We start from the raw sequence: 26,737 nt of genomic DNA, 5'->3' as shown, positions 1-26,737 counted from the left end.
TGAACCGTCTTAAGGACGCAGCAGGGGTCATAAGCTTTGGATAAAACCAACCCTGCAACCCAAACGGGAAGGGCAACGATATACGAAATTCCCGTCGTATCGTATCGCACAATCAGCCCATACAGGCGGATAGATGAACCCTAAAGGACTCGACCAATGGAACACAGGAACGAAGTAACACAATTTCATCCCCAGATTAACTGGTAGGTATCGTCAAAACCGTATGGTGAGATTGTGAGAGATGGGTCAAGAAGCAAATGCCTAACCTGAAATCACAGGTAATGCCAAAAAAAGGATGGGGTAACGCCCAGGATAAGCAGACGTGACTCGCAATATATCGATGTGTAAAGCTACCATTAGCAGAAAATATGCCTAATACAGATTCAAAACCGAAGACTGTGGGATGGGACGACATCAACTGGCGTAAAGCTGAAAGATTCGTCTATAAGCTGCAAACGAGGATTTACGCAGCATCTCGTCGTGGAGATGTAAAACAAGTTAGAAAACTCCAGAAAACCTTGATGAGTTCCTGGTCTAACAAAGTGATATCGGTCAGAAAGGTAACACAAGATAATCGCGGTAAAAAAACGGCAGGGGTGGATGGTATTAAAGCATTATCCCCAGAAGCTCGTATGAACCTCGTAGGTCAACTCAAAATTACTGGTAAAAGTAACCCAACTCGTAGGGTATGGATACCCAAACCAGGAACAAATGAACAACGACCATTAGGAATACCAACAATCTATGACCGAGCCTTACAAAACCTAGTAAAAACAGCACTAGAACCAGAATGGGAGGCAGAATTTGAGCCAAACAGTTATGGTTTTAGACCAGGAAGGTCATGTCAAGATGCTATCAAACAAATCAAGAACAGCATAAATACAAAATCAAAATTTGTACTAGACGCTGACATTGCCAAATGTTTTGACCGCATCAACCACTTAGCCCTACTCCAAAAACTCGGTTACGCGGGTAAAATCAGGCAACAAATAAAAGCTTGGTTAAAATCTGGAGTCATAGACCAAGGGGTATTCACTGCCACATCTGAGGGAACAATGCAAGGGGGTGTGATTAGCCCACTATTAGCAAACGTAGCCCTCCACGGAATGGAAAAGATGTTAATGGAATTTGCCAAAACCCTCGACATGAGAAGAAATGACAAACCTAATTGTCAAATTAGTTGGCAACAGAAAGTAAAATCATTAACGTTCATCCGATACGCTGATGACTTTCTCCTAATACATAAAGACCTAACCGTTATCCAAGGATGCAGAGAGTTAATCTCTGAGTGGTTAAAAGACATGGGATTGGAACTAAAGCCCTCAAAAACCAGAATCGCCCACACTCTATACCCAGAGTTAAGCGAAGACGGAAAAGCTGGATTTGATTTCTTAGGGTATTATATCCGACAATTCCCAGTGGGAAAATATAGAAGTTCAATACATCCTAGCACCAAAGAAAAATTAGGCTTTAGAACCCTCATTACACCTTCAAAGGATGCCTGTAAGAAACATCAACTTGAACTTAAACGAGTCATTGATAAACACAAACACTCCCATCAATCCCTCCTAATCAAAGAGCTAAATCCAATCATCAGAGGATGGAGTAATTACTATCAATTCTCTGATGCCCAAACAACGGGAGAACTTACAAGGCAAGATTACCTATTGTTCCAAAAACTACGAGCCTGGAGTCGTCACCGTACAGGTGACTGGTACAAAGCTCGCAAGAAATATTGGACAAGAATTGGCAATAATAACTGGATCTTTGCTACCAGAGAAGGGGTTTTAAACCCTCTACGGTTACTAACACACACCGAATTTGGAAGCAGTAGCACGGAATATGTGAAAGTAAAAGGCGAAGATAGTCCGTTTAACGGAAATCTAGTTTACTGGAGTACCAGGATGGGAAAACATCCCGATATACCGACTCGAAAAGCGTCAATGCTCAAGAGACAAAAAGGTATATGCCCTTGGTGTTGCCTACACTTCCGAGAAGGGGACATTCTAGAGGTTGACCATATCCTAGCCACCGCATTAGGAGGCAAGGATGAATACAAAAACCTTCAACTACTTCACGGACATTGCCACGATGAAAAAACTGCCTCAGACATGGAACATATTAGAAAACATCAATCTTCACAAAGGTTGAAAATCATTAACCAAGAACTAAATAATTTAGTTTGGTATTGGGAAAATGACATTCTAATCACTTCAAATCAAAAGGTAGGATGTTCCACTGACAAGGATAAATATGTTGAGTAGCCCGATGAGGTGAAAATCTCACGTCGGGTTTCGGATGGGAGGGGTACGATGGAAACATCTACCTCGACCCTAATAGGTTCAATAGGGGATGACCTTTTAATGATAGAATGCGATCGATCATCTGTAAGAAAAATCGGACAAAGGCAACGGCTATGACAAGCGATCGCCTCATTTTTCGTCAAGACGTAATCGGTTCTCGCCGTTTCAGTAATTACTGGTGGGCAACAGTGTCAACAATTGGCGGTATTGGCTTCTTTTTAGCAGGACTTTCGAGTTATTTACACACCAATCTACTCATTGTCAGTGATACCTCTTCCCTTCAATTTATCCCCCAAGGAGTCGCTTTACTATTCTATGGAATAGCCGGGTCTCTTTTGGCATCCTATCAATGGTTGATGATTATCTTGAATGTGGGGGGAGGTTACAACGAATTCAATAAACAAACCAATCAAGTTAAAATTTTTCGTTGGGGGTTTCCGGGGAAAAATCGTCGCGTTGAATTCACTTGTCCCCTCGAAGATGTTCAAGCAGTTAAAGCTGAAATTCAAGAAGGATTAAATACCAAACGCAAACTTTACTTAAAGGTTAAGCAAAAACGAGATGTTCCCCTAACCCGTGTGGGCCAACCTATGTCCCTCTCAGAATTAGAAAACGAAGGGGCAGAATTAGCCAGTTTTATGGGGGTTCCTTTAGAAGGGTTGTGACATACTTCTGCTGTTAGGCGAGAAGCTTCCTGGGCTGAACGTGCCATTACTGGTCTTATTTATTCATATCTCCCAAGGCGTAAATTTCGGGATGCCCTCCCGTATGGTGCTAGAATAGCACATTACGTCCTAAAGCGATGCAGCGCGGTCTTGGTGGTTCCCAGCAAGGAGCGACTGCATCAAGACGGACGGGGTTTTAGACCCTTGATTTTTCGATAAGACGAGACTGGGGAAACGATAGATATATCTTCTTCGTGTTACCCCAACCCCCCACCCAGTAAGATTGGGGAGTATACAGAAGACTCAAACCAAGATTAACCTTGAAGATATCTATGAGAAACCTAAAAAAACGCTGGTTAAGCACCTTAGCCTGTCTTATCTTAGTGTCTGGGTTGATGATAAGTGGCTGTTCTAATGCCAATAGCAACTCCGAGACTGTCGTTAGTCCTAGTGAAAATCAACAAGTGAGTCAATTAAATATGGATAATTATCCGAGATTAGAAGGGAATGCTGTGGTGGAAATGACCATTAATGGTTCCCCTGTCACCATAGAAGTTAAAGGAGAAGAGGCTCCCATTACCGCCGGAAACTTCGTGGATTTAGTAGAGCGGGGTTTTTATAATGGGTTAACCTTCCACCGTGTGGTCAAAGATCCTCAACCCTTTGTGGCTCAAGGTGGTGATCCCCAAGGCACAGGAATGGGGGGCTTTGTTGACCCTCAAACCAAACAAGAACGACGCATTCCCCTCGAAATTAAGCTAGAAGGGGACGAAAAACCCACCTATAGTAAAGCACTAGGGCAACAGGGCAACCGTACCGCCATGTCTCAACCTGTAGTTCTCGAACATGAACGGGGCGCGGTGGCCATGGCCCGTTCTGGAATGCCGGATTCTGCTTCGTCTCAATTTTATTTTGCCTTATCCGATTTAGAATTTCTCAATGGAGACTATGCCGTATTTGGTAAAGTCACCGAGGGAATGGATGTGGTTGACGGGATACAACAAGGCGATCGCATCGACTCGGCTAAGGTGGTTTCTGGTTTAGAAAACTTGAAAAAATAAATTAAACTCACCCGTTAACAACGGGGTCTGATTTTCTTAACCCAACAATAACGCTCTCGATGATAAGTTAAGCTAAAATCGAGAGCGATTACTTTGATCGTCAACTTTATACCTTGCAACCTCTTCAAAAGAACCTAAATCTTAGGAGTCCGCGAGTTAGGAGAACACTAAAATTATGGCACAGACAAAAGCGAAAGAAACAGACATTAATCTTCAAGATCCCCAATATTATTTTAATCGGGAACTGAGTTGGTTAGAGTTTAATTATCGTGTTTTAAATGAAGCCTTAGACTCTCGGACTCCTTTATTAGAAAGACTAAAATTTACGGCTATTTTTAGCTCAAATTTAGATGAGTTTTTTATGGTTAGGGTAGCAGGATTAAAACAACAGGTAGAAGCAGGGGTAAGCAAATTAAGCGTCGACGGACGGACTCCTTTAGAACAATTAACCGCTATTCGTGACCGTCTGCGCCCTTTAGTTAAAGAACAAGATCATCTTTTTGAATACACTTTAAGAAATTTATTAATTAATCAAGGAATTTATTTAATTAATTATGTAGACCTTGATCAAGAACAACGAACCTATTTACATCAGTATTTTGATGATAATATTTTTCCTGTTTTAACACCTTTAGCGGTTGATCCTTCTCATCCTTTTCCCTACATTTCTAATCTGAGTTTAAACTTAGGGGTTGTGGTCCGAGACCCGGACACAAACGAAGAACATTTTGCACGGGTAAAAGTGCCTGGTGTATTACCCCGTTTTGTGGCCCTTCCTCCAGAATTAAGACATCAAGAAGACGATCAAACGGCTATCTGGACAGGAGTCCCTTTAGAACAAGTGATTGCCCATAATCTTGAGGCGTTATTTCCGGGGATGATTGTTCAAGAATGTCATCCCTTTCGAGTCACCAGAAATGCCGATTTATCCGTAGAAGAAGACGAAGCGGATGATTTATTATTAGCCATCGAACAAGAATTAAGAAAACGACATATTGGCAAGTCTGCCGTACGGTTAGAACTTCATGCAAGTACCCCCGAACCCATTAGAAATCAACTCATCGAAGATTTAAATTTAGAAGAAATTGATGTCTATGATATCGAAGGATTATTAGGATTAAAAGACCTATTTTATTTTATGTCTCTTCCTTGTCCAGACTTGAAAGATGAACCTTGGAGTGCAGTCATTCCCCCGGCCTTACAATCGGTCAAAAAGATAGTGGATGATAACGATGAAGGGAAGGTTCAACGGGAAGGAGAAGACATTTTTTCGGTTATTCGTCGAGGGGATATTTTAGTTCATCATCCTTATCATTCTTTTAGTTCTTCTGTCCAACAATTTATTACCCAAGCGGCTTATGATCCTGATGTTTTAACCATCAAAATGACCTTATATAGAACCTCAGGGGATTCTCCCATTGTCAACGCTTTAATTGCTGCGGCTGCTAATGGTAAACAAGTGGCCGCTTTAGTGGAATTAAAAGCTAGGTTTGACGAAGAAAATAACATTATTTGGGCCCGCCGTTTAGAACAATCTGGGGTTCATGTGGTCTATGGTTTGGTGGGATTAAAAACCCATACCAAAATTATTTTAATTGTTCGTCGAGAAGGTAAACAAATCCGTCGTTATGTCCATATTGGGACAGGAAATTATAATCCTAAAACAGCGAAATTGTACACCGATTTAGGACTTTTAAGCTGTCGAGAAAAATTAGGGGCAGATTTAACGGATTTATTTAACTTTTTAACCGGTTATTCCCGTCAAAAATCTTATCGTAAATTATTAGTTGCCCCTGTGAATATGCGCGATCGCATGGTGTCTATGATTAATCGAGAAGCGGAACATTGTCGCAATGGAGGTAGTGGTCGCATTGTGGCCAAAATGAATTCTTTGGTGGATTCTCAAATCATTGAAACCCTTTATAAAGCGTCTCAAACGGGGGTAAAAATTGATTTAATTATACGGGGAATTTGTTGTTTAAGACCTGGGGTCAAGGGGGTTAGTGATAATATTAATGTGATTAGTATTGTGGGTCGTTTCTTGGAACATTCACGGATTTTTTACTTTCATAATGGAGGGGAAGAAGAGATTTATATCGGTAGTGCAGATTGGATGACACGCAATCTTTCCCGTCGGGTTGAAGCGGTTACCCCCATCGAAGATCCTAACATTGCTCAAGAATTACAAGAAATATTAGGAGTGATGTTATCTGATAATCGTCAAGCTTGGGAATTACAAAGTGATGGTAGTTATATTCAACGTCAACCCCAAAGTAAAGATCATCAACAAAGTTCTCAAAAAACCTTTAGAGAGATGGCATTAAAATCAGCTAAAGACTCTATTTAATTGGCATTTTCAGGGTTTTCATTAATCGTAAGGGCATAATAAATAATGCCTTTTACTATTTGCCAAAAGGGCAAAGCAACAATATTCAGTAACCAAAAGAGGAGCATTGAGCCTAAAAATCCTAAAGCAATTATTCCATAAATAGTTAGATCAGTGGTTTCATTAATATTAAATAACGGGATCACTGATAAAATAGGAATAGCTGCGATAAAATAGACGGGAATAGTCACTAAAAAAGCACAGAAGACAATTAACACAATCGGCCAAATATAAGAATTAGTTAGTTGCCAACTTTTTTTGATGGAATTGATCATTCCTAGGTCATCTTCAATGACAAAAATAGTTTCAGCGATAAAAAAATGAAGGTAACACCAAACATAAATAATTAAATATAATAGATTTCCAATTAATCCCAATAGATCGCTAATAAAAGGTTGATTGATTAAATAAGTTGGCAATTCAACGAATAACCATTGAACCATAGATAATAACAGACTGATGCCTGAGATAATGAGACTGATAACCACTTGTAACCCGTAAAAAGACCAAAATTTTCGCAGATTTTTTTGAACTTCTTGAATGGGTTCTGGTTGATAAATAATTTCTTTAAAAGCGAAACGGGAGAGTAAAGCAGCGTTTTTTAAGGAATGACACCAACAATAAATAGCAAATAAAAGCCATAAGCAAAACACTAAGAGGGTAATTAAAAATCCACCAATCCAAGCATAGTATTTTAAATCATTCTCCCCTAAAAATCCCAAAACAGTAAAAATAATCGTAACAATAGTAATTAAGCTTAATAAAATAAGATAGGGGAAAAGCGTCCAGAGACTCGCTTGTAGTGATAATGAAAAGTATGCTTTAAAGCGATCGCGATATAATCTCAACGCACCAGTAATAATTCTTTTAACGCTGAGGGGTTGTAGGGGATTAGGAAATTGTGGGCGATGATTCATCTTGATGGGTTATTCTGAGTCCATTGAACTCAACAAAAAGCTGATTGAGTCGGCTAACCGATGACTCCATCAATTCTAAGCTAGGGTTGAAGAAAAATGAGAAATCTGACGAGATTTTGTTAAATACATTATCATTGACTTAAGGAATCATTTAGATCATAAAACAGTGACGACATCTTAACTGTCGTTATTTTATTGCTTGCACTTATTCATCCCTAATTTTTGAATGTTAGACCAGATTCTTGACTCTTCTCTCGCTCTCAGTCTTAAAACCCCTGTCTTACTAATCATTTTAATTGCTTTAGAAGCAGTGTTATCGGCCGATAATGCCATCGCTTTAGCTGCTATTGCCCAAGGATTAAAAGACCCAAAAATGCAACGATCTGCCCTGAATGTAGGGTTGGTGGTGGCGTATGTTCTGCGAATGTCCTTGATTTTAACCGCAACCTGGGTGGTTCAATATTGGCAATTTGAACTATTGGGGGCAGCCTATCTCTTATGGTTAGTGTTTAATTATTTTACCTCCGACGAGAATGAAGCGGATCATCATCATGGCCCACAGTTTGCCTCTCTTTGGCAAGCAATCCCTTTGATTGCGGTGACAGATTTAGCCTTTTCTTTAGATAGTGTTACCACAGCGATCGCTTTAGCTGACGAAATTTGGTTAATTTTGGCCGGGGGAACCATTGGCGTGATCACCCTACGATTTCTAGCAGAATTATTTATTCGTTGGTTACAAGAATATACCTATCTCGAAGATGCCGGGTTTATCACCGTTGGTTTTGTGGGATTACGCCTCTTAGTCCGAGTGATCAACCCTGAATGGGTTCCCCCAGAATGGTTAATGATTGGGGTGATTGCTTCGATCTTTGTCTGGGGTTTTTCTAAGCGTAACCCGGACTCACAAAATGATGTTGAAATTCTTGGCGAATCTAGGGACAATCAAATTAATAACGAACCCGAAAAAATTTCCTCCGAAGTGTAGATAGTGACCTTGTTATCTTGAATATGACCGTAACAACCATTCCCTCTCCTCAAACCAATGTAACAACCCCGTTAGATTGCGATCTGGCAATCGTTGGCGGTGGTATCGTCGGGGCAACCTTAGCCCTATCCCTAAAAGATTCTGGGTTAAAGATTAAGCTCATTGAGGTGCAATCCCTAGAAAAAGTGGCTTCTAGAGGGCGGTCTTATGCCCTTTCACTGCTGTCAGGCAAGATTTTTGACTCCATCGGGGTTTGGTCAGAAATATTGCCCCAGATTGGCAAATTTCGTCATATTCGTCTCTCGGATGCGGATTATCCAGGAGTGGTCACCTTTGAAACGGCCGATCTCGGAACAGACTATCTAGGGTATGTCGGAGATCACGGGGTCATTTTACGGACCTTACAAACAGCGATCGCTGTTTGTTCTAACATTGAATGGTTGTGTCCGGCTAAAGTGGTGGACGTAACCTATGGGGACACAGAAGCCATCGTTACCGTAGAAAAAGACGGCATTACCCAACCGTTACACAGCAAGTTAGTCATTGGGGCCGATGGTCCGCGATCGTTCATTCGTTCTCTGGCCCAGATCAAAACCCAAGGGTGGAAATATTGGCAGTCCTGCGTTACCTTTACCATTGAACACACCGCCCCTCGTAATGACGTGGCGTTTGAACGGTTTTGCTACAGTGGGCCCATGGGCATTTTACCGTTGCCGGGGAATCGGTGTCAGATCGTTTGGACTGCCCCCCACGCCCAAGCGCAAGAATTGCTAGCGTTAGATAAGACGGAATTTCTCAAGAAATTACAAGAACGGACCCAAGGATCGTTAGGAGAAATTACCTTAGACAGCGATCGCTATTTATTCCCTGTCCAATTGATGCAAAGTGATCATTATACCCAGTCGCGTCTGGCCTTAGTGGGAGATGCAGCCCATTGTTGTCACCCAGTGGGAGGACAAGGCTTAAATCTAGGCATTAGAGACGTTGCGGCCTTAGCCCAAGTGATTCAACAGGCCCATAAAAACGGGGAAGATATCGGAGATATTAAAGTCTTGAAACGGTATGAACGTTGGCGCAAATGGGAAAATTGGGTGATTTTAGGATTTACAGACTTTTTGGATCGGTTCTTTTCTAACCAGATATTACCCATAATGGTTATTCGTCGTTTAGGGTTACGGTTAATGATGGGGTTACCACCGTTTAAAAAGTTAGCCTTACAATTGATGACAGGGTTATTAGGGAAACGTCCATTATCAGTGATCAGTGAACAGTGAGCGGTTAATTAAAAGTAAAATAGACTGCATAAGCTATCCATGATGACAACGACTTAATAAGTGTAGAAAACAAACACAACATTTAAGGCGTGCATCATGACATTATCTAAGGTTATTACTCAAGTTTCTCTCGGTCTCGTTTCTCTGGCTACCTTAACCGTTCCTGTTACGGCCACACCTCACCCTGATATTATTATTAACGCTTCCGTTGCCCAGGAAACTGTTACTAATCAAGACATTATTTTACCTCAATCGACTGCCTTATTAGTGACCTTTCCAGACAATATGATTGTTGATGTGGGGCAAGGAGACTCAGCCCCCATTATTCTACCTTTAATGCAGGATATTAAGTCACCATCGGGGGAGATTGTGATTCCGGCCAATACACCTATTAGTGTGAAAGTGCAACCTTATCAAGATGGGGCTTTATTGGTAGCAGAATCGATTATTCTCAATGGTCAAATGATTCCGATTAATGCTCATAGTTCTATGTTACCCGGAAGAACCATTACCAGACGAACCGCCGAAGAAATGGCCCGACAAGGTAGTAAAGTATATGGTAACTTAGCCACCTCTATTGGGGGTGCAGTAGGTGCCGCTATTCCTAATATGCAACGGGGAGGTTTTGGCGGTGCTGCTTTCGGTATTATCAAGGGTATGAGTAGTCCTGATAATATTAGAGTGGTCGAAATTAATGCAGGCCGTGTTCATCTTTTACAGTTACAATCTTCCCTTGAATTAACTTCTCGTTAAGTGACCTTGGCAAAGTCTAAAAGGGTTGTTATTGTAAGGGATACATTGCATAATCATTGATTGAGATTACTGGCTCTCAATTCATGGTATGGTTCCCTAAGTTACTAATCTTATTTGTTGAAGTTATTTTTAAAATAAAACTTAATCCGCGATGAAAAAACATAAACCATTACAATGGATCGTTATTAGTTTCCTGGTTGCTAGTGGATTGATTCTTTTTAATGTTTCGGGGGTTCATAGTGTAGACGTAACCCAAAATAAAGAATGTAATGAAACCCTACTACAAGCTGATGAATGGTATCAACAAGGCAACATAGAAGAAGCCATTCCTTTATATCGTCAATGTAAACCCCATTTAAATAGTGAAGAAAAGACTATAAGCGATATTCCTGAACCTGTTTATGAAATCGAGGAATTAGGAAGCGGTGAACGGTTTTGGACTCAGGCACTTGAAGGGTTAGAAAGTGAGAATCAAAAAAGTAAAGCTTTTGTTTATTTGCAACTCATGACTGCTCGTTATCCAGAGTTTATTCCGGCTCATATTAAGTTAGCAGAATTTTGTCAAAAAGAAGCAGAATTTTGCGAAAATAGTGCTAAAGAAGAGCAACCGAAAACAGCGAGTGAAGTCATTTCTAGAGTCTCTCAATTTTATCCTAGTGATCCTGGTTTATTAAAAACTAGAATTGAACTCTTAGCCGAAGAAGGCAAGTTTTTAGAAGCTTCTATTGCTGCTAGACAGTTTTCTATTATTAATGATGATTATCCCGAAGCCGAAGCTTTTGGAAAATTAGCGGATCAATATTTAGGTCAATTTGAAGGAAAAATTCAAGGGGAATTAATTTCTAAAACGGTTTTTACCACCTTGTTAAGTGGTGGGGCTGCCTTTCTGAAAAATGATCCCTATCAAGCGGTTTCTGGACTACAAATGATTGCTTTAATGTTGCAGGGAGAATCAAGTTTAGGAGATGCTTATATTTCTGCTTTTGTTAATGATCAACGGTCAAGAAACCAGCTAGTAGAAGATGAAGAAGTCGTGAATTATATCAAGGGAATTGCAGGAAAAATGACCCCTTATATGGGTCGAGATTTTGAGTATGAATATTATGTGGTTAAAGACCCCAATATTAATGCTTTTGCTTTACCCGGCGGTAAAATTGTCGTGAATACGGGGGCAATTATGGCTGCTAATTCTGAGGCCGAAATTGCTGGATTAATGGGTCATGAAATTGCCCATGCTGTTCTTTCTCACGGGTTCTTAAAAATGGCGAGGGCGAGTTTTATCAACAGTTCGGGGCAAGTTGTAGGCAGTGTTCAAGAATTAGAACAAGGAATTCCTTTTATTAGCAGAATATCAAATTTAATGAACCTTGCTTACAGTCGAGAAGCGGAAACCCAATCAGATATTTTAGGAACTAAAATGTTAGCTTCTGCCGGCTATGCTGCCGACGGTTTACGGGACTTTATGGTTATCTTAAAAGAAGCATCCGGGAACGAACCCACCAGCTATTTATCAACCCATCCGGCACCGGTTGATAGGGTAACATACTTAGAAAAACTGTTGGTGGATAAGGGTTATGATCCTTATCGTTATATGGGAATCAAAAGACATCAAGAAATTAAAGAAAGACTAAAGAACCTACAGTGAGGGTTAAACTCATATCTTGAACCAGTACAATTAATGACCAACTTTTAGACAAGTTTTAACAGAAAAAATGATTCAAAAAGTCTGAAAATAGTTTCAATTCATCGGGTTCTTGATAATTAGACGGTAGTAACTCAAATAAAGCATTTTCTAACTCATTTAATACTTTATCAATGTTCTTATGTTTAGGGTGTTTAACTTGAGGGAAGTGTAAAGGTTCCCCAAAGCGAAGGGTTAGAGTTTTGCGATAATATAAATGTTGGGTCCCCACTAACGCCACCGGAACCACCGGAACCCCACTGCGTAACGCATAGATAGCGGTTCCTCGTTTCAGGGGAAGGCTTAACTTGCCTTCGGTTGTCCCTAGACGACCTTCGGGAAATAGCATTAATCCCTGTTCTTGTTCTAAAATAACTTGTACTGCCTTGTTAATCTGACGTAGGGTTTTGATAGATTCCCCAGAGGGGACATTTTCCTTAATTGCTTGGGCTAAGGGCTTTAAACCTTTATGGCCTGCTTCGGCTGCTTCAATGATAGCGGTTTCTTGACCCCACCGACGTTCTAGGGGAATAACCCCACCCGAAAGCCCCAAAATAAAGCGTTTCCACCATTTATTATAGAGGGTACGAGCATCCCCTAAAATGTGGAAATAAGGGGAGGCAAAGCACTCTGATAACAACAAAAAAGGGTCAATATGGTTGAGATGGTTACCCACTAAAATAACGGGACGACGGGGGATGCGTTGGGGATAGTCTATTTTGACTCGAAAAAGACTGTGAATGAGCGATCGCAAAATCCAACGACGCAGCTGACCATTGATAGGGGGGTCAAATTTCCCTTCTGCTAGGGTTTCTAGGTCATTTAAGCCCTGTTGAATGGCTTGTTTAATGACGGGGTTTTGAGCATCGGATAAGGCTTCTTTTGCCCGTTGAATGGTGTCTGGAGTAATGGGGGGTTGAGTATTAACCGATTCGAGGGACACTGACATGATCGCAACTTGAAACTTTAACTCATTTTCCCTCGAAATTGAGTGATATCAAGCAAAGATCAGGCCAGTTTCTTCAATGGTACAAAGGAAGAATTAATCATTATTTAAGAGAGTTTAGCCAAGTCAAAATCAACTCATTGACTTGTTGGGGTTTTTCGTCATGGGGACAATGGCCTGCTTTTTCGATAGGATAAAAAGTGGTATTGTCTCCATTTTTTGCCCTTTCTTGATACATGGCTGATCCTTTAATGGGAGTCCAAGGATCATCAGTTCCCCATAAGACTAATAGGGGTTGATCGATCTTCGGTAATAAGGTTTGAGGGTGAGGTCCAGGAGGTGCCGTTAACACTGAGGCAAAGACTTTCTGGGCCCCAGGATCACAAGAGGGTTGATAGAGGATATCCACTAATTCGTCCGTGACTGCGTTGCGATCGCAATAGACTTGATAAAGGGTGCGACGGATGCGATGTTTTTGACGAATACGGTTAAAGATGAAGGTTCCCGTCACAGAAGAATTGACTAACTTAGTAAAGCTTCCCATAATTATTCTTAGGGGGAAATTCAACTCATCGGGACGATGATTTAACCCTCCGGCACAATTAATTAACACACCCCCTTTGCTAATGTGGGGATAGTCGGCCATAATCATTAAGGCTAATAAACCACCGATGGAGTTGCCCACAAAAATGGTCCGTTGATTAATATGATCTTGCCAAAAATCTTTAATTAAATCTCGCCATAGTTCTACGGTATAGTTTAATTGAGGCTTATCAGATCCCCCAAACCCTAATAAATCTAGGGCATAGATGCGATAGTTTCCTTGGGCTAACTCAGGAATATTATTGCGCCAGTGGCCGATAGATGCACCAAAGCCATGAATTAATAATAGGGGTTCCCCTTGGCCTTTGACTGTATATTTAATGCGATGACCTTGCCAATACCAATAATAGGTTTCTAGGGGTTTGGTTGATAGGGTTTCCGTGGTGATCATGATCAAGTTATTAAAAGGGTATGAAAGTTGGTATTTTTATCCATAATATAACTCATTCTGCTGACCCTAATCTTAAAATATCCATAAATCTTTTAAATGGTTAACCAAGGTGATAAGTCTCTATCTATCAGGTCTTGAAGTTTGACAATATCATCGTGATATAGATTAAAGAGTAGCTTTTTTTCTTCATCAAATGAGTCGATTTCGTCTTTTGATTTTGAGTTCATTCCTATCAACAAAGAACGGAGTTTTTGTCTTTTTTTCTCGGATAACAGGGGTTTAAGTAAACTAGCTGATAAAGAACGGATGGGATTTTTTCTGACTAAAAGATTATTCACTGCTTTATTTTTGGCACTTGTGCCACTTGGGATTTTCCAGAGGTATCGGGTTCAAAATTAGGATTCACCCCTATAGTTTCATAGATAGCTTGTATAAATTTTTTAGAATCTTTACGAAGATCATCGTAGAGAAAAATAGAAACTTGCTCTCGACCGAATTGTTCAAAATAGTGTTTAACAGGTTGATAATATTTACCTTTAGTAATTACAAAGGATTTATCGGATCGATATTGTATTTGTTCTTTTAATGAGCGATTTGATTGCGCTTCTCTAACGTGCATCAAATAGTCAGAAATAGCCCGCTCTACTGGATTGCGTAGAATAGCAATTAATTTTGCTTTGGGAACATAACGTTTTATTAGTTCTGTCGATGTTTTATAATGGAAAAGGTAATTAGGAGAAATTTCTCCAATTGCCCTCTCATTCGTTACGTCTTTAAAGAGGTTTTTATACTGTTCAAAAGTGACAATTTTCTTAGGGTTAAATTGCTGACCTTCTTCAATGAGTTTTGGCCAATCTTTTTCTAAAAAATTAGTTTCTTTAACAGGACTCAAATAAACGTCAGGATGTTGTTTTAAATAATTATAAACCGATGTGGTTCCGGCTTTTTGAATACCAACAATTAGAAAGTTAGGAAGTTTAATATCTGAATCATTCATTGTTTTTATCTATTAAATAAATTAATTAATCAAAGAATAATAGGGGAATTTAGCAAGAATAACTAAAGTTTTAGACTTACTCCCCTATCCTATGATCCTGAATTAATATATCCTAAGATTACATTTTATTTAAGTTAATTCCTGCTTCTTTAGCCATAGCATTTAACCCTTTTTTTTCTAGGGTTTTAATAGCTTTGGTGGATAAACGCAATCTAACCCAACGATTTCCTTCGGGCCACCAGACTCGTTTCCATTGTAGGTTCGCTTCTTGTAATTTTTTGGTGCGACGGTGAGAGTGGGAGACAGCAAAAGCGTTATTCGCTTTTTTTCCAGTGAGTTGACATTTACGAGACATTTTCAACCTCCTAGTTGATACAATCGAGTCCGATCTTTAATCGTAGCAAACTCTGGAAGGGTTTTCAGCTATGGGTAAGCATTATCAGAGAAATTGACATACTCTCCCGTTAACCGCTACGCAGTATAACGGGAGTTATGTTTATTCTACAAAGTGGAACAACTGCTAGTTGAGGATTGGTTTATAAACCTTCCACAAAGTAAGTAGAACACCTCCTAGTTTTAACTTTTCTTAAGATTTGATTGATCTTTAAGACTATTTGCACAAATTGTGCGTCATTTATGGCAAACTAAACCTGATTGGGTCCATTTGATTCATACCCATCATATTCCGGTTGGGGTTGATGAAGAAGTAACCAATGATTTAACGTCTCGACTGCAACGTTCCCCTATGCGTAGTCCCATTGGGGCCGATATATATAATGCTAATGGACGAGAAGCTTATGCTCAAGTACAAGATCAAGAACAGTTAATTCAATTATGAATTATCGGAAACTTGGAACCAGTTTGTCGTTATTAAATCGACCTTTCTTGACTTTAACCATTGAACAAACAGTTACCATTCAAGCACAAGGTCAATTTGTTCGTTTAGAATATCAAGGGATAGTCGAGGGTTGATGAGTTTCTTTAATACTATTAATAGTTTACTGAATAGTCCTAATGCTCAAGGTACTATTAATCTTAAGTTATTATTTGAATTTAAGGATATTGTGAAGTTTGATGGAACGGAAATTAATATGATTCATCAAGCATTATCTCGTAACCCTGTTGAAAGATTAAATTTAATGACAAAAGTTCAATATTAAAGGAATAAAGATATATAATATTTTAAAGTAAAAAGTATTATTAAACAATAATTTTAAAATAATTATGAATCAAAAATTAGTAGAATCTTTAGCCCAGATTATTGAGTCTTTAAATGCCGAAGAGAGAAAACTTTTAGAGTACAAATTAAAAGACTCTTTGAACGATCAGGGAACTTCTTTCGATGCAACAGTAACACCAAAAGAAAGGGCAAAGGCATATCGAGAATGGGCAGAAAGTCATCATATTGATAGTCCTATTTTATCTGATGAAGCCATTAGTAGAGAAACAATTTATGGTGAAAGGGGTTAAATGTCTTATTTAGTAGATACTAATATTTTACTAAGAAGTGCTGATCCTTCTCATCCTATGTTTTCAATAGCAATAAATGCAATGGATGTCTTACTTAGTCAAGGTGAAAATATGTATATTACGCCTCAAAACTTAATTGAGTTTTGGAATGTAGCCACTCGTCCTCAAGAAAAAAATGGACTAGGTTATTCTATTAGTGAAACACAGCAAGAAATTAGTAGAATAAAAAGTATATTACCACTCATGTTAGATACTCCTGCTATCTTTAAACAATGGGAAACATTAGTGAAAACTGATCAAGTCAAGGGTGTTAATGTTCATGATGCAAGATTAGTGGCTGTCATGATAGTTAATAAATTGAGTCATATTTTAACTTTTAATGTTGATGATTTTCGTCGCTATAATTCAGAAATCACGATTGTTCATCCCAATGAAATTAATTCATAATCATCGAATATGCAAGAGTTTCAATTAAGAATTTTACCATTAAAAGATAACGACTTTGCGTTAGAATTATATCAGTGTACTTATAAGAAAGCAGGGGAGAAAAAAAGACCAGCAGCGAAACGTATTGGACGAGTTAAAGGTCATTCATTGGTATTAATTCGTCAAGCAGTTTATCAAACTTTAAAAGCTAATAATTATGACCCTAAAACTTTATCTTATAAGCGGTCGACTCCTTATATATTAAGTGAAGAGTCTGGGGTTAATTTAGCTATTTTGTTTCAAGCAGTACAACCGTTAAGAAAAGAATCTAAAATTGTTAATATTAGAGATGGTATAATGGCCATGAGTAATGAAGAGGCACATTATTGGTTTGCTAAAATTTCTAATGGTAAACGAAGTCCTGCTTTAAAAGCAATGAGAGTCTTATTAGGAGAATCATAAGAGGAAAGTTCCATGAATATTAAACTAACTGCTAGAGTTAATCATGAAGGAAAATTAGAACTATTATTAAGGGAATAATATATTAAAAGGAGAGTAATATGATTACCCAAACCCTTCAAGATTACTTTTATGTTGTCTCAGAGAATGATATTAGATTGAAAGGAACAACAATAGGTATCGAGACGATTCTTAATGACTATATAAACTGTGGATCTTCTCCAGAAGAAATTGCTCTCACTTATCCATCTTTAAGCTTAGAACAAGTTTATGCCACAATTTTATATTATTTACAAAATCAAGAAAAAATGACTGACTATATGAAAAATTGGTTACAACATGGGTATATAATGAGAGAACAGCAAAGAAAAAATTCGCCTCCAGTTTCTGACAAATTAAAACAACTAAGAAAAGAAAGACAAAAATTAAGAACGAATGAGTCTTAACTATCTTATTGATGAAAATTAATTGTTTAGTTATTATGGCATTATGGCGACTATATTATCATCTTATTTGGGCAACGAAAGAAAGACATCCTTTAATTTTACCAGAGAAAGAAACTCAGTTATATAACTATATTATTGGTAAATCTGATCAGTTTAATTCGATTGTTCATGAAGTTAATGGAATGTCTGATCATATTCATTTAATTGTTTCAATTCCTCCAACCATTGCTATTTCTGAATATGTTAGAAAAATCAAAGGCAGTAGTTCTAATTATTTGAATAAAATTTCTACTGAACGGTTTGAATGGCAAAGAGGTTATGGGATTTTTAGTGTAGGTGTAAAAAATCTTGATATCGCTATCAATTATGTTAAAAATCAAAAAGAACATCATGGTAAAGGAACAATTATTAGAAAATTAGAAATTGAGAAAAATGATGATGATAAACCCAATCGATATTATCAATAAACATAATCAAATCCAACTAAAATCAGTTCATTTTGAATGAACGTTACTTGTTAGCCTTGTCAATTTATTGCAAGGCGGTTAATCTATTACTTTAGGGAAGATTTGATAATTATTTCCATCTTCAAGTTTATCTAATTATCCCCCCTCGAAATTAATTTCGAGGCTAATAAATAACGTTCAATGAATTGAACTAAAATTATCAATCTATCTTTTATTAAGTTATTTTGAGATAAGGATTACTATTAGCCTTATCAATTTATTGCAAGGCGGTTAATCTATTACTTTAGGGAAGATTTGATAATTATTTCCATCTTCAAGTTTATCTCATTATCCCCCCCTCGAAATTAATTTCGAGGCTAATAAATAACGTTCAATGAATTGAACTAAAATTATCAATCTATCTGAAGAGTTACGAAATAAGAATAAGGTTCGATTATATAAAACTCCTCCTACTGAAAAACAAATTAATCGAGTTCATGAATTATGTCAGAAAATATGGGGAAAAAGATATTTACCTCACTGGGAATTAGCAGGGTCAGTTTATTTTATAACATTTAATACTTGGGAAAAATTAGAATTAACTCCAGAAGCAAGACAAATTGTTTTAGATTGCTGTTTATTTTTTGATGAAAGTATCAATCCAAAAGATACAAGATATAAAACTTTTACCATTGTTATTATGCCAGATCATGTTCATTGGTTAGTTCAACCTTTGCCTAAAAGATTGACAGATAAGATACCTGTTCCACAAATATCTGTATCAGCAGATGAATACTGGTCATTAAGTAGTATTTTGCACAGTGTAAAAAGTTATAGTTCTAAACAAATACCCAAAGTTATGCAACATATTGGTACAGTATGGCAAGATGAAAGATATGATCGAATTATGAGAAATAGACAAGAGTTTCTCGAAAAATGGCAATACATTAGATTTAATCCCGTTAAAGCTAATCTCTCAGATATTCCTGAAAATTATCCTTATTTATGGGAAACTTTTTAAACACAAGAAGATATTTTAAAATGACTAAAACCACTAACGCTTTAGACATTATCGATAACTTAATTGACGAAGATCCTGAAATGCTAGAAATGATAGCAGAAGCATCTCTTGATTCAGAAAATAAACGATTTTTATGGAATTAATATCTACACTCATGAGGTAAAGAATTAATGTTAGAAGCCATTAAAAACCATTTAAGTACAAACCCAAGTTATTTTGAAGGTTTTTCTCTTTTATGTTAAAATAAAAATCTAGCCTTATCCATTACAAAAAACCATGATAGTCAATAAAGATAACAAAGAAAGAACTGTTTTTCTTTATCCTGATGAAGACGGTTATGTCATTGCCGAAGTCCCTAGTCTTCCAGGATGTATTAGTCAGGGAGAAACCCGTCAAGAAGCCCTAGACAATATAAAAGAAGCCATTGCACTTCATTTAGAAGTTTTAGAAGAAAGAGGTGAATTAATTCCAGAAGACAACATAGAAATCACGTCAGTTATGGTATGAGTAAATTACCCGTTGTCTCTGGAAAAGAATGTATTAAAGCTTTGGAAAAGATAGGATTTGTAACTTTTAGGCAAAGAGGAAGTCATATTACAATGGTAAGAGAAAATCCTCAATGTCAAGTAACAATTCCTAATCATAAAACAGTTGCTAAAGGAACATTAAGGTCAATAATTAAACAGGTTGATTTAACAGTTGATGAATTTATCGAACTGTTATAGTTTGTATCACTAAGTTAAAAAATATTAACAAAACTAAAAAAAGTTATTTTGAAATCATTAAGCAGGAACGTCATTAATACAAAGTTTTTGGGAATACTCATAACAACCATGCGTTAAATATTTAATCATGCCTTTTCTTCTCCCCTCTCACCCTTGGCGTATTAGCTACAGTAGCAACGAAAATAACCCCATTGCGGACTTTTATATTCCTGCATTAGAAAGGGCCGTACAGTACGATCGCAAATCAGGGTTTTTTAATAGTGCCATACTTTCAAAAGTGGCTAGAGGATTAGGAGCCATGCTTTATAATGAAGGAAAGATGCGGTTGATTATGGGCTGTCAGTTTTCCCCTCAAGACTTAACAGCTATCCAACAAGGGTATGAATTAAAAGAAGCCATTTCTACTTGTTTAGATAGAGAATTAGAACCCCCTAAAACCTTGGCCCAACTGAAACATTTTGAGATATTAAGTTGGTTAATTGCTCATCATTATTTAGAGATTAAAATTGCCATTCCTTTGAGAGATAATGGTTTACCTGAACCCGATAAACCGTTAGATACTCGTCATATATTCCATGAAAAAATAGGCATATTTACCGATGTAGAAGGTAATCAATTAATGAGAGAATTAAAAGATAAAACACGGTCATTATTACTTTTAAGTGCCACACCGATGCAAATTGACACTGTAGAAGTTTTTGACTTACTGAGTTTAGTTAACTTAAAAGGAGAATGGCAGTATCAAGACAATTTCTGTGACTATTTTGATAGTTTGGCTTATCCTCCTGACCGATTACGGTTAGAATTTTGGCAGAGAATGTCAACTAATTATTTTCAGCATGGGGGTCAATTATGTCCCTTATTAGAACAACAATATTCTCAACAAGATCGTTTATTATTTTATCGCCTTAAGGATATCTGGCAAAGTGGGATGGCCATGGTCAATCATAAACAACTGTGTCAGGATGATAACTTTGTTCAAGCTTCCCGTCAGTTTCTTACCCTCAATACTCCCCTCAAACATTTGATGAATTTTCTTCTTTGAGGTTAATGACTTGGGGTGAAGCTTTATTTCAACAATTATGTTATTTAATAACTTGAGTGAACAATTGCTCCCAATCAATAACCGATGGTCTTACTCCTGAATTAATGATATCAACAGCTTTATTAATAGTTACTTCATAATTTTAACATTACATTTAAAATAGGGGTCAACCGTGGTTGACCCCGACAAAATTTCCCAACAAAAATAATTCTATTTATTGGGTTGAGGGGTCATGCGTAAATAGGGTTTAACTTCTGTAACTCCTTTAGGAAACTTCTGTTTTGCTTCCTCTGTCGAAATGGAAGGAACAACCACACAATCATCTCCATCTTTCCAGTTAGCAGGGGTTGCTACTTGATGGTAATCGGTTAATTGTAAAGAATCAATCACCCGTAAAATTTCATCAAAATTGCGTCCGGTACTGGCCGGATAGGTTAGGGTAAGGCGTAATTTTTTGTTAGGGTCGATAATAAAAACAGAACGAACAGTGAGATTATTGAGAGAGTTCGGGTGAATCATCCCATATAAGTCGGCTACCTTGCGATCGGGATCAGCAATGATAGGATAGTTAACGTTGGTGTTTTGGGTCTCATTAATGTCGTTAATCCAACCTTTATGAGAGTCCACACTATCAACGCTCAAAGCTAAAATTTTAACGTTACGTTTGTCAAATTCCGGTTTAAGACTGGCGACTGTCCCTAATTCAGTGGTACAAACGGGGGTATAATCAGCAGGGTGGGAAAACAGAACAACCCAGCTATCTCCGGCCCACTCATGAAATGAGATGGTTCCTTCACTTGTTTCTTGGGTAAAATCAGGTACGGTATCACCGAGTTGAAGAGCCATATTGGTAACTTCCTATACAATTTCAAAGGAGTATTTTTATTACTATCACAGGATTTTAGGAAGATGCCGTAATTTTATATATTTATAATAATTGTCAATAGACAGTGAACAGTTATCAGTTATCAGTGATTATTTGATACGACAGAGATAATAAAGCCACATATCACTGCACGACATCATATCATTATCTGTGGTGAGTTCTAAGCCTGTTTTCCAAGAATAGACTTTAATATCTTTAAATAAGGGTTGAAGTTGTTTAATTTGTTCTGAGGGGCGAATATAATAAGTTCGTAAGCGAAAATTATGGGATTCATCCCGAAGAATAGCATAATTATTTTGTTGTATCGTTTCATAGGAGATAGAAGCATTAAACCCACGCAAAAAAGCAAACATGATCAAATTAACGTAGGTTTTAAACGGATTTAAACTCAGATGATGTTGCCAATTAAACACTTTTTCTATGGCATGAAGATGATGACTAGAAAAAAAGAAATAGCCCCCAGATTTACCCACCCGACTAATTTCTTGCAAAGCTTTTAATCTATCTTCATGGGAAATATAATCAAGGCCATTGAAACTAAAGAGAATAAAATCACAAGAATTATCTTCAAATTGACTTAAATTTCTAGCATCTCCTACCCTTAATTTTAGAGAGGGATAAGACTGACTCAATCTTTCTTTAGAAGCTTCAATCATATCGACAGAATAATCCACCCCAATATACTCTTTAACCAAAGGAAAAAAATGTTTTGTGGTTCGACCGCCTCCCACTCCTAAATCCAGCATTCTCATAGTTGGTAATTCATTTTTGAGAAGTTTAATGATCGTTTCTTCTGCTGGTTGTAGTTGTTGCAAATATTGATAATAGTTGACCACATCTGAGGTGGAATAAGTCTTAAGATTTTTGTCCTTAATCATCTTTGATTCGTCTAACAGTAACCATCTAACCTTAGTGTAGGGGTCAACGGCCGTTGACCCCTAGTTTCACCTGCTAAAATCATGATGTCACCAGAGAATAATCTAATGTTACAGTGACAAAAAATAAAAAAGTGGGTGAGGATTGAAACATGAAGCTACTAAGAAGTCTTTTAGGGGGACTGCTTGTTTCTCAAACCGTAGGACTTGCTGTTGATGCCAATGATCTCGAATATTGGGACTTTGATGTTCGTCAAAATCGCGTCGAAATCGTCACAGAAGAGGGAGTTCGCCCGAAAGCTTCCATGATTGCTAACCCTACCCGTCTCATTATCGATTTACCTGGGGTTAATTTAGGAAGACCAAGCACTTCACAAGATAAGATTAGTGGTTACGTCAAAGAAGTCAGAGTGGGCCAGTTTAATCCTTATACCACTCGTATTGTCGTGGAATTGGGGCAACAATATTCCATGCGGCCTTGGGAAGTCAAGGTGCGAAGTTTAGCGGATAACCGTTGGTATGTACAGTTATCGGACTTTCAACCCCATTCGGTCTATTCTTTGCCCCCAGAAGAGGAACCTGTCGCCATTATTGTCCCGTTACCCAATCCTAGCAGTCCCGTGTATCGCGGAGGGGGTCGTTATACGGTGGTGATCGATCCGGGCCACGGAGGGCGAGATCCTGGGGCGATCGGATTGGGCGGATTACAGGAAAAACGGGTGGTTTTGTCTATTTCGGCTGAAGTTGCCAGAATTTTAAAACAACGGGGTTTTAACGTGGTTATGACTCGTTCTGGGGACTCGTTTGTATCCTTGAGGGGAAGGGTGCAACGGGCCGAAAATAGTGACGCGAATGTGTTTGTTAGCATCCATGCTAACGCCGTGGGAGGGAATCAATCTCAGGTGAATGGGATGGAAACTTACTATTTTTCGTCGGGTTATCGTCTCGCTTTGTCCATTCATCGCAACATTTTACGGGGGGTGAGTGTGTCGAGAAATCGGGGAGTGAAAAGAGCGCGGTTTTATGTGTTACGTAAAACGTCGATGCCGGCGGCCTTGGTTGAGGTGGGTTTTGTGACAGGAAGTGTAGATAATCGTAATTTGAATAGTGCCAGTTATCGTAAAAAAATGGCTGAGGCGATCGCTAATGGGATTACAGAATATTTACGATAGACTATGAGAAAAGAATATTAATTTTCGTGACAAAAGACTATTATTATAGTAAATTAATTCTATCTTACAAACAATCATATTCGTCAAACAGAAGGGTAAAAAATGGCAGAAATTCTTACTATGTCAACCCTCTACAAAAAACTAGCTAGATTAGGACTAAAAGAAGACTATATCAGAGAATATGGTTTACCTAGTTGGTGGGATGATGAACTTAATAATAAACCTTTGGCTGTTTTAGAAGGGGCTGGTTATATAGCGGATAATTTGAATATAGACTTAAAATCCTTATTAACTTCTGAAGAAGAGGTTAAATTTAATCCTTTACCTCATACGAAATTTAAACAAGGAAATTAAAATACTAAAAAAAGAAACAAAAAACTTACTTTATTCTTATCCTGATGATTAACTAAATAAAGACTTTATTAAATTGATCTTAAATTTTTCCTTAAATTGTCATAAATATTTGATAATAAACATAGCAATCAAAGGGAGATAAAGATCATGAAAGCAGCTATTTTTCCCTCTCGCTACGTTCAAGGTAAGGACAGTATAAATATAATCGGTGATGAGTTGTCCCGTCTAGGGAGTGAAGTTTTATGTCTATTAAGTCCTTCGGGTTTAGACTATTTCCAAACCCCTATTAAAACATCAGCAGAAGGTAAAGTAAACTTACATATTGAACCGTTTAATAGAGAATGTTGTGATCCAGAAATTGAGCGATTAGTAAGGTGTGGAAAAGAAAAAAATGTTAACCTTGTTATGGGAGTGGGTGGGGGTAAAATTTTAGATACAGCTAAAGCAGTGGCCTATCAATTAAATACTCCTGTCGTCATTGTTCCTACTATCGCTTCAAATGATGCACCTTGCGCCAGTGTTTCGGTGATTTATACCCCAGAAGGTGAATATGATCGTTATTTATTTTTACCAAAAAATCCCGATTTAGTGTTAGTTGATACCCAAATTATTGCAGAAAGTCCTGTGCGTTTTCTCGTCTCAGGAATGGGAGATGCTTTGGCAACTTGGTTTGAGGCAGAAGACTGTAAAATTAGTCATGGTAAGAATACAACGGGTTATTTAGGGACAAAAACCGCTTATCATTTAGCTCGTTTTTGTTACGATATGATTCTAGAAAATGGCTTAAAAGCTAAAGTTGCTTGTCAGAATAAAATGGTTAATTCTGCTTTAGAAAATGTGGTAGAGGCTAATGTCTTATTAAGTGGTTTAGGGTTTGAAAGTGGAGGGTTATCCGCTGCTCATTCTATTCATAATGGGTTGACAATGTTAGAAGAAACTCATCATTTTTGGCACGGAGAAAAAGTAACCATCGGATTACTAGCTATGTTGTTTTTAACTGAGCGTTCTCAATCAATAATAGATGAAGTTTATACGTTTTGTGAATCTGTAGGATTACCCACTACATTAGAACAAATCGGCGTAACAAATCTAGATAGAGATTATCTCATACCAGTGGCAAAAAGAGCTTGTTCTACTGAAGAAACCATTCACAATTTACCTTTTGATCTGACTCCAGAAATAGTATTAGATAGTTTATTAATTGCTAATCAAGAAGGGAAAAATAGTCATTAATTTTAAGATAAATTAATAATTAGTTAACTTTGGTTTAAAAAGGTAAAAACAGTTTCTTGATAACATAAATTATGTTTTGTAGACTAGCAAAAATCTGACTACAAGTGCTATCTTATTTTAAGAATAAGAAAATGAGTTTTTCTAACATTATTGAGGAGTACAGCCTTGCTTTTTAATCTTTTTTCCCTTAACATTCATTCTATCAATTGGCATCGGAAGATTCTGGCTTTAGGCATTATTTCGAGCTTAGGTTTTGCCACTCCTTCTTTAGCTGCTGTGGCTAATTTTGATAGCTTAACACCAGCTTTTTCTGGTTTGTCTGTTACTGATGATGGTGTTACATTTTCTAATTTAATCGCTGGATTTAGATTTCAACGACCTCAATTTCTGATTCAATCAAATAATCAATTTGAGCCATTTTTTTCGAGTCCAAATTATCTTACTTTCGGTATTCCTGATGTTGAAGACTCAATTGTTGGTTCTTTTGGTTCTATGAACATCAAACCTACACAAGTATCAGAGAGCATTAGTTTAGATGTCGTTACCCTTAATCCTTCTTTGGGGGTTGGTGGTCCGTTTTTGCCTCCTGATAAAGACTCTCTGGTTTTAGAAGCCTTTTTTCAAGGAGAAAAAGTAGGGATAACTTCAGTGTTACTATCAGATTTTGATCAATTTAATTCATCCGATCAATATTTATCAACGACTCTATCTTTATCTGGAGTAAAGTTTGATCAATTACAATTATATACCCCTAGAGCGTTCACTGATGGTGTGATTCATTTAGCCATTGATGATGTTACTATCTCAGCTGTTCCTGAACCTTTAACTATCTTAGGAACAGCAACCGCTATTGCTTTTGGAACCCAATTTAAACGTAAGCTTCATCAGTCTCAAAAGAAGAAAAAGGGTTAAGCTTTAGAATGTTATTCATTCAACCACAATACACCATTGGTGTAATTCGTACTTAACACAATTATTGACAATTAGGGGATCTTTTTTTACGATTGTTTCTGCTTCTTCTAAAGAAGTTGCTTTGAATAATAACATTCCTCCCCCATAGTCTCCCCAATATCCTGTTTTTGCTTGATGTCCTTGATTAATTAATGCTTGGACATATTTTTTATGTTCAGGGACATATTGATCAAATATTTTTTTATTGACAATTCCTGTTTCAATTTTTACAAACCAAGGCATAATCAACAGTAAGAATTAAAGGT

General features: G+C 37.6%; 33 protein-coding genes and 1 pseudogene. 25 read left to right on the top strand and 9 right to left on the bottom strand.

From position 1 onward, the window contains the following. Window positions 1–368: 368 nt before the first annotated feature. The 4 genes from ltrA to ppk1 all read left to right on the top strand — a co-directional run bounded on the left by ltrA (window position 369) and on the right by ppk1 (window position 6,376). The gene (ltrA, locus tag C4E06_RS16515) at window positions 369–2,264 is read left to right on the top strand and encodes a group II intron reverse transcriptase/maturase (protein ID WP_107669044.1); all 1,896 of its coding nucleotides are present in this window, start codon (window positions 369–371) and stop codon (window positions 2,262–2,264) included. 152 nt (window positions 2,265–2,416) lie between these two features. Beyond that, complete coding sequence (locus C4E06_RS16510; RefSeq protein ID WP_107669043.1) at window positions 2,417–2,968, top strand: photosystem I assembly protein Ycf4; 552 nt, start codon at window positions 2,417–2,419, stop codon at window positions 2,966–2,968. 332 nt (window positions 2,969–3,300) lie between these two features. Then, window positions 3,301–4,029, top strand: coding sequence for a peptidylprolyl isomerase (locus tag C4E06_RS16505; RefSeq protein WP_107669042.1), 729 nt, complete (start codon window positions 3,301–3,303; stop codon window positions 4,027–4,029). A 175-nt stretch (window positions 4,030–4,204) separates the two neighbouring features. Beyond that, on the top strand, window positions 4,205–6,376 hold the full coding sequence (gene ppk1 / locus C4E06_RS16500) for a polyphosphate kinase 1 (protein WP_107669041.1): 2,172 nt from the start codon (window positions 4,205–4,207) through the stop codon (window positions 6,374–6,376). On the opposite strand, the gene C4E06_RS16495 is transcribed toward ppk1, so the two are convergent. Next, on the bottom strand, window positions 6,373–7,332 hold the full coding sequence (locus tag C4E06_RS16495) for a hypothetical protein (protein WP_107669040.1): 960 nt from the start codon (window positions 7,330–7,332) through the stop codon (window positions 6,373–6,375). The two genes, ppk1 and C4E06_RS16495, sit on opposite strands and share 4 nt — an antisense overlap. 226 nt (window positions 7,333–7,558) lie before the next feature. Here C4E06_RS16495 and C4E06_RS16490 point away from each other — a divergent pair, with 226 nt between their 5' ends. From C4E06_RS16490 to C4E06_RS16475, 4 genes are all read left to right on the top strand, one after another. Beyond that, window positions 7,559–8,317: a TerC family protein gene (locus C4E06_RS16490; RefSeq protein WP_107669039.1), complete on the top strand. Its 759-nt coding sequence runs from the start codon at window positions 7,559–7,561 to the stop codon at window positions 8,315–8,317. Between the two features lie 23 nt (window positions 8,318–8,340). Then, window positions 8,341–9,591, top strand: a complete 1,251-nt coding sequence (locus tag C4E06_RS16485; protein ID WP_107669038.1) for an FAD-dependent hydroxylase — start codon at window positions 8,341–8,343, stop codon at window positions 9,589–9,591. A 96-nt stretch (window positions 9,592–9,687) separates the two neighbouring features. After that, the gene (locus C4E06_RS16480) at window positions 9,688–10,344 is read left to right on the top strand and encodes a hypothetical protein (RefSeq protein WP_107669037.1); all 657 of its coding nucleotides are present in this window, start codon (window positions 9,688–9,690) and stop codon (window positions 10,342–10,344) included. A 151-nt stretch (window positions 10,345–10,495) separates the two neighbouring features. Continuing rightward, window positions 10,496–11,989 (top strand): M48 family metallopeptidase, encoded by a 1,494-nt coding sequence (locus C4E06_RS16475; protein ID WP_107669036.1) that lies wholly within the window; start codon window positions 10,496–10,498, stop codon window positions 11,987–11,989. Window positions 11,990–12,044: 55 nt separating this feature from the next. Here the strand turns inward: C4E06_RS16475 and C4E06_RS16470 are convergent, their stop codons facing one another. The 5 genes from C4E06_RS16470 to rpmB all read right to left on the bottom strand — a co-directional run bounded on the left by C4E06_RS16470 (window position 12,045) and on the right by rpmB (window position 15,317). Beyond that, complete coding sequence (locus C4E06_RS16470) at window positions 12,045–12,974, bottom strand: 1-acyl-sn-glycerol-3-phosphate acyltransferase (RefSeq protein WP_107669035.1); 930 nt, start codon at window positions 12,972–12,974, stop codon at window positions 12,045–12,047. 100 nt (window positions 12,975–13,074) lie between these two features. Beyond that, window positions 13,075–13,965 (bottom strand): alpha/beta fold hydrolase, encoded by an 891-nt coding sequence (locus C4E06_RS16465; protein WP_107669034.1) that lies wholly within the window; start codon window positions 13,963–13,965, stop codon window positions 13,075–13,077. Window positions 13,966–14,057: 92 nt separating this feature from the next. Continuing rightward, on the bottom strand, window positions 14,058–14,303 hold the full coding sequence (locus C4E06_RS28840; protein WP_232826274.1) for a hypothetical protein: 246 nt from the start codon (window positions 14,301–14,303) through the stop codon (window positions 14,058–14,060). After that, window positions 14,300–14,962, bottom strand: coding sequence for a sulfotransferase (locus C4E06_RS16460; protein ID WP_232826273.1), 663 nt, complete (start codon window positions 14,960–14,962; stop codon window positions 14,300–14,302). The genes C4E06_RS28840 and C4E06_RS16460 overlap by 4 nt, the downstream gene beginning before the upstream one ends. A 118-nt stretch (window positions 14,963–15,080) precedes the next feature. Further along, window positions 15,081–15,317 carry a 50S ribosomal protein L28 gene (rpmB, locus tag C4E06_RS16455; protein ID WP_008278698.1) on the bottom strand — a complete coding sequence of 79 codons (237 nt, stop codon included), beginning with the start codon at window positions 15,315–15,317 and terminating at the stop codon, window positions 15,081–15,083. Between the two features lie 270 nt (window positions 15,318–15,587). On the opposite strand from rpmB, the gene C4E06_RS16450 reads away from it, so the two are divergent. The 13 genes and pseudogenes from C4E06_RS16450 to C4E06_RS16395 form a co-directional block, all read left to right on the top strand. After that, window positions 15,588–15,800, top strand: a complete 213-nt coding sequence (locus C4E06_RS16450; protein WP_198648755.1) for a hypothetical protein — start codon at window positions 15,588–15,590, stop codon at window positions 15,798–15,800. Then, entirely contained in the window at window positions 15,797–15,934 is a 138-nt protein-coding gene (locus C4E06_RS27355; RefSeq protein ID WP_157951173.1) for a hypothetical protein, read from the top strand. The genes C4E06_RS16450 and C4E06_RS27355 overlap by 4 nt, the downstream gene beginning before the upstream one ends. Continuing rightward, the gene (locus C4E06_RS16445; RefSeq protein ID WP_107669033.1) at window positions 15,934–16,122 is read left to right on the top strand and encodes a hypothetical protein; all 189 of its coding nucleotides are present in this window, start codon (window positions 15,934–15,936) and stop codon (window positions 16,120–16,122) included. The genes C4E06_RS27355 and C4E06_RS16445 overlap by 1 nt, the downstream gene beginning before the upstream one ends. 64 nt (window positions 16,123–16,186) lie before the next feature. Beyond that, the gene (locus tag C4E06_RS16440) at window positions 16,187–16,432 is read left to right on the top strand and encodes a hypothetical protein (protein WP_107669032.1); all 246 of its coding nucleotides are present in this window, start codon (window positions 16,187–16,189) and stop codon (window positions 16,430–16,432) included. Next, the gene (locus C4E06_RS16435) at window positions 16,433–16,879 is read left to right on the top strand and encodes a type II toxin-antitoxin system VapC family toxin (RefSeq protein WP_107669031.1); all 447 of its coding nucleotides are present in this window, start codon (window positions 16,433–16,435) and stop codon (window positions 16,877–16,879) included. It begins immediately after the preceding gene. Window positions 16,880–16,888: 9 nt separating this feature from the next. Further along, window positions 16,889–17,320, top strand: a complete 432-nt coding sequence (locus C4E06_RS16430) for a hypothetical protein (protein ID WP_107669030.1) — start codon at window positions 16,889–16,891, stop codon at window positions 17,318–17,320. A 98-nt stretch (window positions 17,321–17,418) separates the two neighbouring features. After that, window positions 17,419–17,763, top strand: a complete 345-nt coding sequence (locus C4E06_RS16425; protein ID WP_107669029.1) for a DUF433 domain-containing protein — start codon at window positions 17,419–17,421, stop codon at window positions 17,761–17,763. 35 nt (window positions 17,764–17,798) lie between these two features. Beyond that, complete coding sequence (gene tnpA, locus C4E06_RS16420) at window positions 17,799–18,230, top strand: IS200/IS605 family transposase (RefSeq protein ID WP_107669114.1); 432 nt, start codon at window positions 17,799–17,801, stop codon at window positions 18,228–18,230. A gap of 493 nt (window positions 18,231–18,723) precedes the next feature. Continuing rightward, window positions 18,724–19,230 carry a transposase gene (locus tag C4E06_RS29595; RefSeq protein WP_198648767.1) on the top strand — a complete coding sequence of 169 codons (507 nt, stop codon included), beginning with the start codon at window positions 18,724–18,726 and terminating at the stop codon, window positions 19,228–19,230. Window positions 19,231–19,250: 20 nt separating this feature from the next. Then, on the top strand, window positions 19,251–19,373 hold the full coding sequence (locus C4E06_RS29235; RefSeq protein WP_255412156.1) for a hypothetical protein: 123 nt from the start codon (window positions 19,251–19,253) through the stop codon (window positions 19,371–19,373). Between the two features lie 133 nt (window positions 19,374–19,506). Beyond that, window positions 19,507–19,737 (top strand): type II toxin-antitoxin system HicB family antitoxin, encoded by a 231-nt coding sequence (locus C4E06_RS16405; RefSeq protein ID WP_107669027.1) that lies wholly within the window; start codon window positions 19,507–19,509, stop codon window positions 19,735–19,737. Next, window positions 19,734–19,955 carry a type II toxin-antitoxin system HicA family toxin gene (locus tag C4E06_RS16400; protein WP_107669026.1) on the top strand — a complete coding sequence of 74 codons (222 nt, stop codon included), beginning with the start codon at window positions 19,734–19,736 and terminating at the stop codon, window positions 19,953–19,955. Before C4E06_RS16405 ends, C4E06_RS16400 begins: the two co-directional genes overlap by 4 nt. A gap of 127 nt (window positions 19,956–20,082) precedes the next feature. Then, window positions 20,083–20,985, top strand: a pseudogene (locus C4E06_RS16395) (helicase); the annotation flags it as partial. A gap of 225 nt (window positions 20,986–21,210) precedes the next feature. Here C4E06_RS16395 and C4E06_RS16385 read toward each other — a convergent pair. Both C4E06_RS16385 and C4E06_RS16380 read right to left on the bottom strand, forming a co-directional pair. Next, window positions 21,211–21,846, bottom strand: coding sequence for a peroxiredoxin (locus C4E06_RS16385; protein WP_009543070.1), 636 nt, complete (start codon window positions 21,844–21,846; stop codon window positions 21,211–21,213). Between the two features lie 129 nt (window positions 21,847–21,975). Further along, entirely contained in the window at window positions 21,976–22,764 is a 789-nt protein-coding gene (locus tag C4E06_RS16380) for a class I SAM-dependent methyltransferase (RefSeq protein ID WP_107669025.1), read from the bottom strand. Between the two features lie 149 nt (window positions 22,765–22,913). Between C4E06_RS16380 and C4E06_RS16375 the strand changes: the two genes are divergently transcribed. The 4 genes from C4E06_RS16375 to C4E06_RS28085 all read left to right on the top strand — a co-directional run bounded on the left by C4E06_RS16375 (window position 22,914) and on the right by C4E06_RS28085 (window position 26,432). Next, on the top strand, window positions 22,914–23,933 hold the full coding sequence (locus C4E06_RS16375; RefSeq protein WP_107669024.1) for an N-acetylmuramoyl-L-alanine amidase: 1,020 nt from the start codon (window positions 22,914–22,916) through the stop codon (window positions 23,931–23,933). 102 nt (window positions 23,934–24,035) lie between these two features. After that, entirely contained in the window at window positions 24,036–24,287 is a 252-nt protein-coding gene (locus tag C4E06_RS16370; RefSeq protein ID WP_198648753.1) for a hypothetical protein, read from the top strand. A 144-nt stretch (window positions 24,288–24,431) separates the two neighbouring features. Then, complete coding sequence (locus tag C4E06_RS16365) at window positions 24,432–25,520, top strand: glycerol dehydrogenase (RefSeq protein WP_107669023.1); 1,089 nt, start codon at window positions 24,432–24,434, stop codon at window positions 25,518–25,520. Window positions 25,521–25,685: 165 nt separating this feature from the next. Continuing rightward, the gene (locus C4E06_RS28085; RefSeq protein ID WP_198648751.1) at window positions 25,686–26,432 is read left to right on the top strand and encodes a PEP-CTERM sorting domain-containing protein; all 747 of its coding nucleotides are present in this window, start codon (window positions 25,686–25,688) and stop codon (window positions 26,430–26,432) included. A 15-nt stretch (window positions 26,433–26,447) separates the two neighbouring features. On the opposite strand, the gene C4E06_RS16355 is transcribed toward C4E06_RS28085, so the two are convergent. Further along, on the bottom strand, window positions 26,448–26,714 hold the full coding sequence (locus C4E06_RS16355; RefSeq protein ID WP_107669022.1) for a YciI family protein: 267 nt from the start codon (window positions 26,712–26,714) through the stop codon (window positions 26,448–26,450). Window positions 26,715–26,737: the final 23 nt, after the last annotated feature.

Source organism: Cyanothece sp. BG0011, assembly GCF_003013815.1.
In the GTDB taxonomy this organism is placed as follows: Bacteria; Cyanobacteriota; Cyanobacteriia; order Cyanobacteriales; family Microcystaceae; genus Crocosphaera.
The sequence above is the reverse complement of the archived record's forward strand: the minus strand, read 5'-3'. Positions and strand labels throughout refer to the sequence as shown.

Excerpts from the sequence above, each read along its gene's own strand:
- ltrA (WP_107669044.1), top strand. The coding sequence starts at position 369 with ATGCCTAATACAGATTCAAAACCGAAGACTGTGGGATGGGACGACATC.
- C4E06_RS16510 (WP_107669043.1), top strand. The coding sequence starts at position 2,417 with ATGACAAGCGATCGCCTCATTTTTCGTCAAGACGTAATCGGTTCTCGC.
- C4E06_RS16505 (WP_107669042.1), top strand. The coding sequence starts at position 3,301 with ATGAGAAACCTAAAAAAACGCTGGTTAAGCACCTTAGCCTGTCTTATC.
- ppk1 (WP_107669041.1), top strand. The coding sequence starts at position 4,205 with ATGGCACAGACAAAAGCGAAAGAAACAGACATTAATCTTCAAGATCCC.
- C4E06_RS16495 (WP_107669040.1), bottom strand. The coding sequence starts at position 7,332 with ATGAATCATCGCCCACAATTTCCTAATCCCCTACAACCCCTCAGCGTT.
- C4E06_RS16490 (WP_107669039.1), top strand. The coding sequence starts at position 7,559 with ATGTTAGACCAGATTCTTGACTCTTCTCTCGCTCTCAGTCTTAAAACC.
- C4E06_RS16485 (WP_107669038.1), top strand. The coding sequence starts at position 8,341 with ATGACCGTAACAACCATTCCCTCTCCTCAAACCAATGTAACAACCCCG.
- C4E06_RS16480 (WP_107669037.1), top strand. The coding sequence starts at position 9,688 with ATGACATTATCTAAGGTTATTACTCAAGTTTCTCTCGGTCTCGTTTCT.
- C4E06_RS16475 (WP_107669036.1), top strand. The coding sequence starts at position 10,496 with ATGAAAAAACATAAACCATTACAATGGATCGTTATTAGTTTCCTGGTT.
- C4E06_RS16470 (WP_107669035.1), bottom strand. The coding sequence starts at position 12,974 with ATGTCAGTGTCCCTCGAATCGGTTAATACTCAACCCCCCATTACTCCA.
- C4E06_RS16465 (WP_107669034.1), bottom strand. The coding sequence starts at position 13,965 with ATGATCACCACGGAAACCCTATCAACCAAACCCCTAGAAACCTATTAT.
- C4E06_RS16460 (WP_232826273.1), bottom strand. The coding sequence starts at position 14,962 with ATGAATGATTCAGATATTAAACTTCCTAACTTTCTAATTGTTGGTATT.
- rpmB (WP_008278698.1), bottom strand. The coding sequence starts at position 15,317 with ATGTCTCGTAAATGTCAACTCACTGGAAAAAAAGCGAATAACGCTTTT.
- C4E06_RS27355 (WP_157951173.1), top strand. The coding sequence starts at position 15,797 with ATGAATTATCGGAAACTTGGAACCAGTTTGTCGTTATTAAATCGACCT.
- C4E06_RS16445 (WP_107669033.1), top strand. The coding sequence starts at position 15,934 with ATGAGTTTCTTTAATACTATTAATAGTTTACTGAATAGTCCTAATGCT.
- C4E06_RS16440 (WP_107669032.1), top strand. The coding sequence starts at position 16,187 with ATGAATCAAAAATTAGTAGAATCTTTAGCCCAGATTATTGAGTCTTTA.
- C4E06_RS16435 (WP_107669031.1), top strand. The coding sequence starts at position 16,433 with ATGTCTTATTTAGTAGATACTAATATTTTACTAAGAAGTGCTGATCCT.
- C4E06_RS16430 (WP_107669030.1), top strand. The coding sequence starts at position 16,889 with ATGCAAGAGTTTCAATTAAGAATTTTACCATTAAAAGATAACGACTTT.
- C4E06_RS16425 (WP_107669029.1), top strand. The coding sequence starts at position 17,419 with ATGATTACCCAAACCCTTCAAGATTACTTTTATGTTGTCTCAGAGAAT.
- tnpA (WP_107669114.1), top strand. The coding sequence starts at position 17,799 with ATGGCATTATGGCGACTATATTATCATCTTATTTGGGCAACGAAAGAA.
- C4E06_RS29235 (WP_255412156.1), top strand. The coding sequence starts at position 19,251 with ATGACTAAAACCACTAACGCTTTAGACATTATCGATAACTTAATTGAC.
- C4E06_RS16405 (WP_107669027.1), top strand. The coding sequence starts at position 19,507 with ATGATAGTCAATAAAGATAACAAAGAAAGAACTGTTTTTCTTTATCCT.
- C4E06_RS16400 (WP_107669026.1), top strand. The coding sequence starts at position 19,734 with ATGAGTAAATTACCCGTTGTCTCTGGAAAAGAATGTATTAAAGCTTTG.
- C4E06_RS16385 (WP_009543070.1), bottom strand. The coding sequence starts at position 21,846 with ATGGCTCTTCAACTCGGTGATACCGTACCTGATTTTACCCAAGAAACA.
- C4E06_RS16380 (WP_107669025.1), bottom strand. The coding sequence starts at position 22,764 with ATGATTAAGGACAAAAATCTTAAGACTTATTCCACCTCAGATGTGGTC.
- C4E06_RS16375 (WP_107669024.1), top strand. The coding sequence starts at position 22,914 with ATGAAGCTACTAAGAAGTCTTTTAGGGGGACTGCTTGTTTCTCAAACC.
- C4E06_RS16370 (WP_198648753.1), top strand. The coding sequence starts at position 24,036 with ATGGCAGAAATTCTTACTATGTCAACCCTCTACAAAAAACTAGCTAGA.
- C4E06_RS16355 (WP_107669022.1), bottom strand. The coding sequence starts at position 26,714 with ATGCCTTGGTTTGTAAAAATTGAAACAGGAATTGTCAATAAAAAAATA.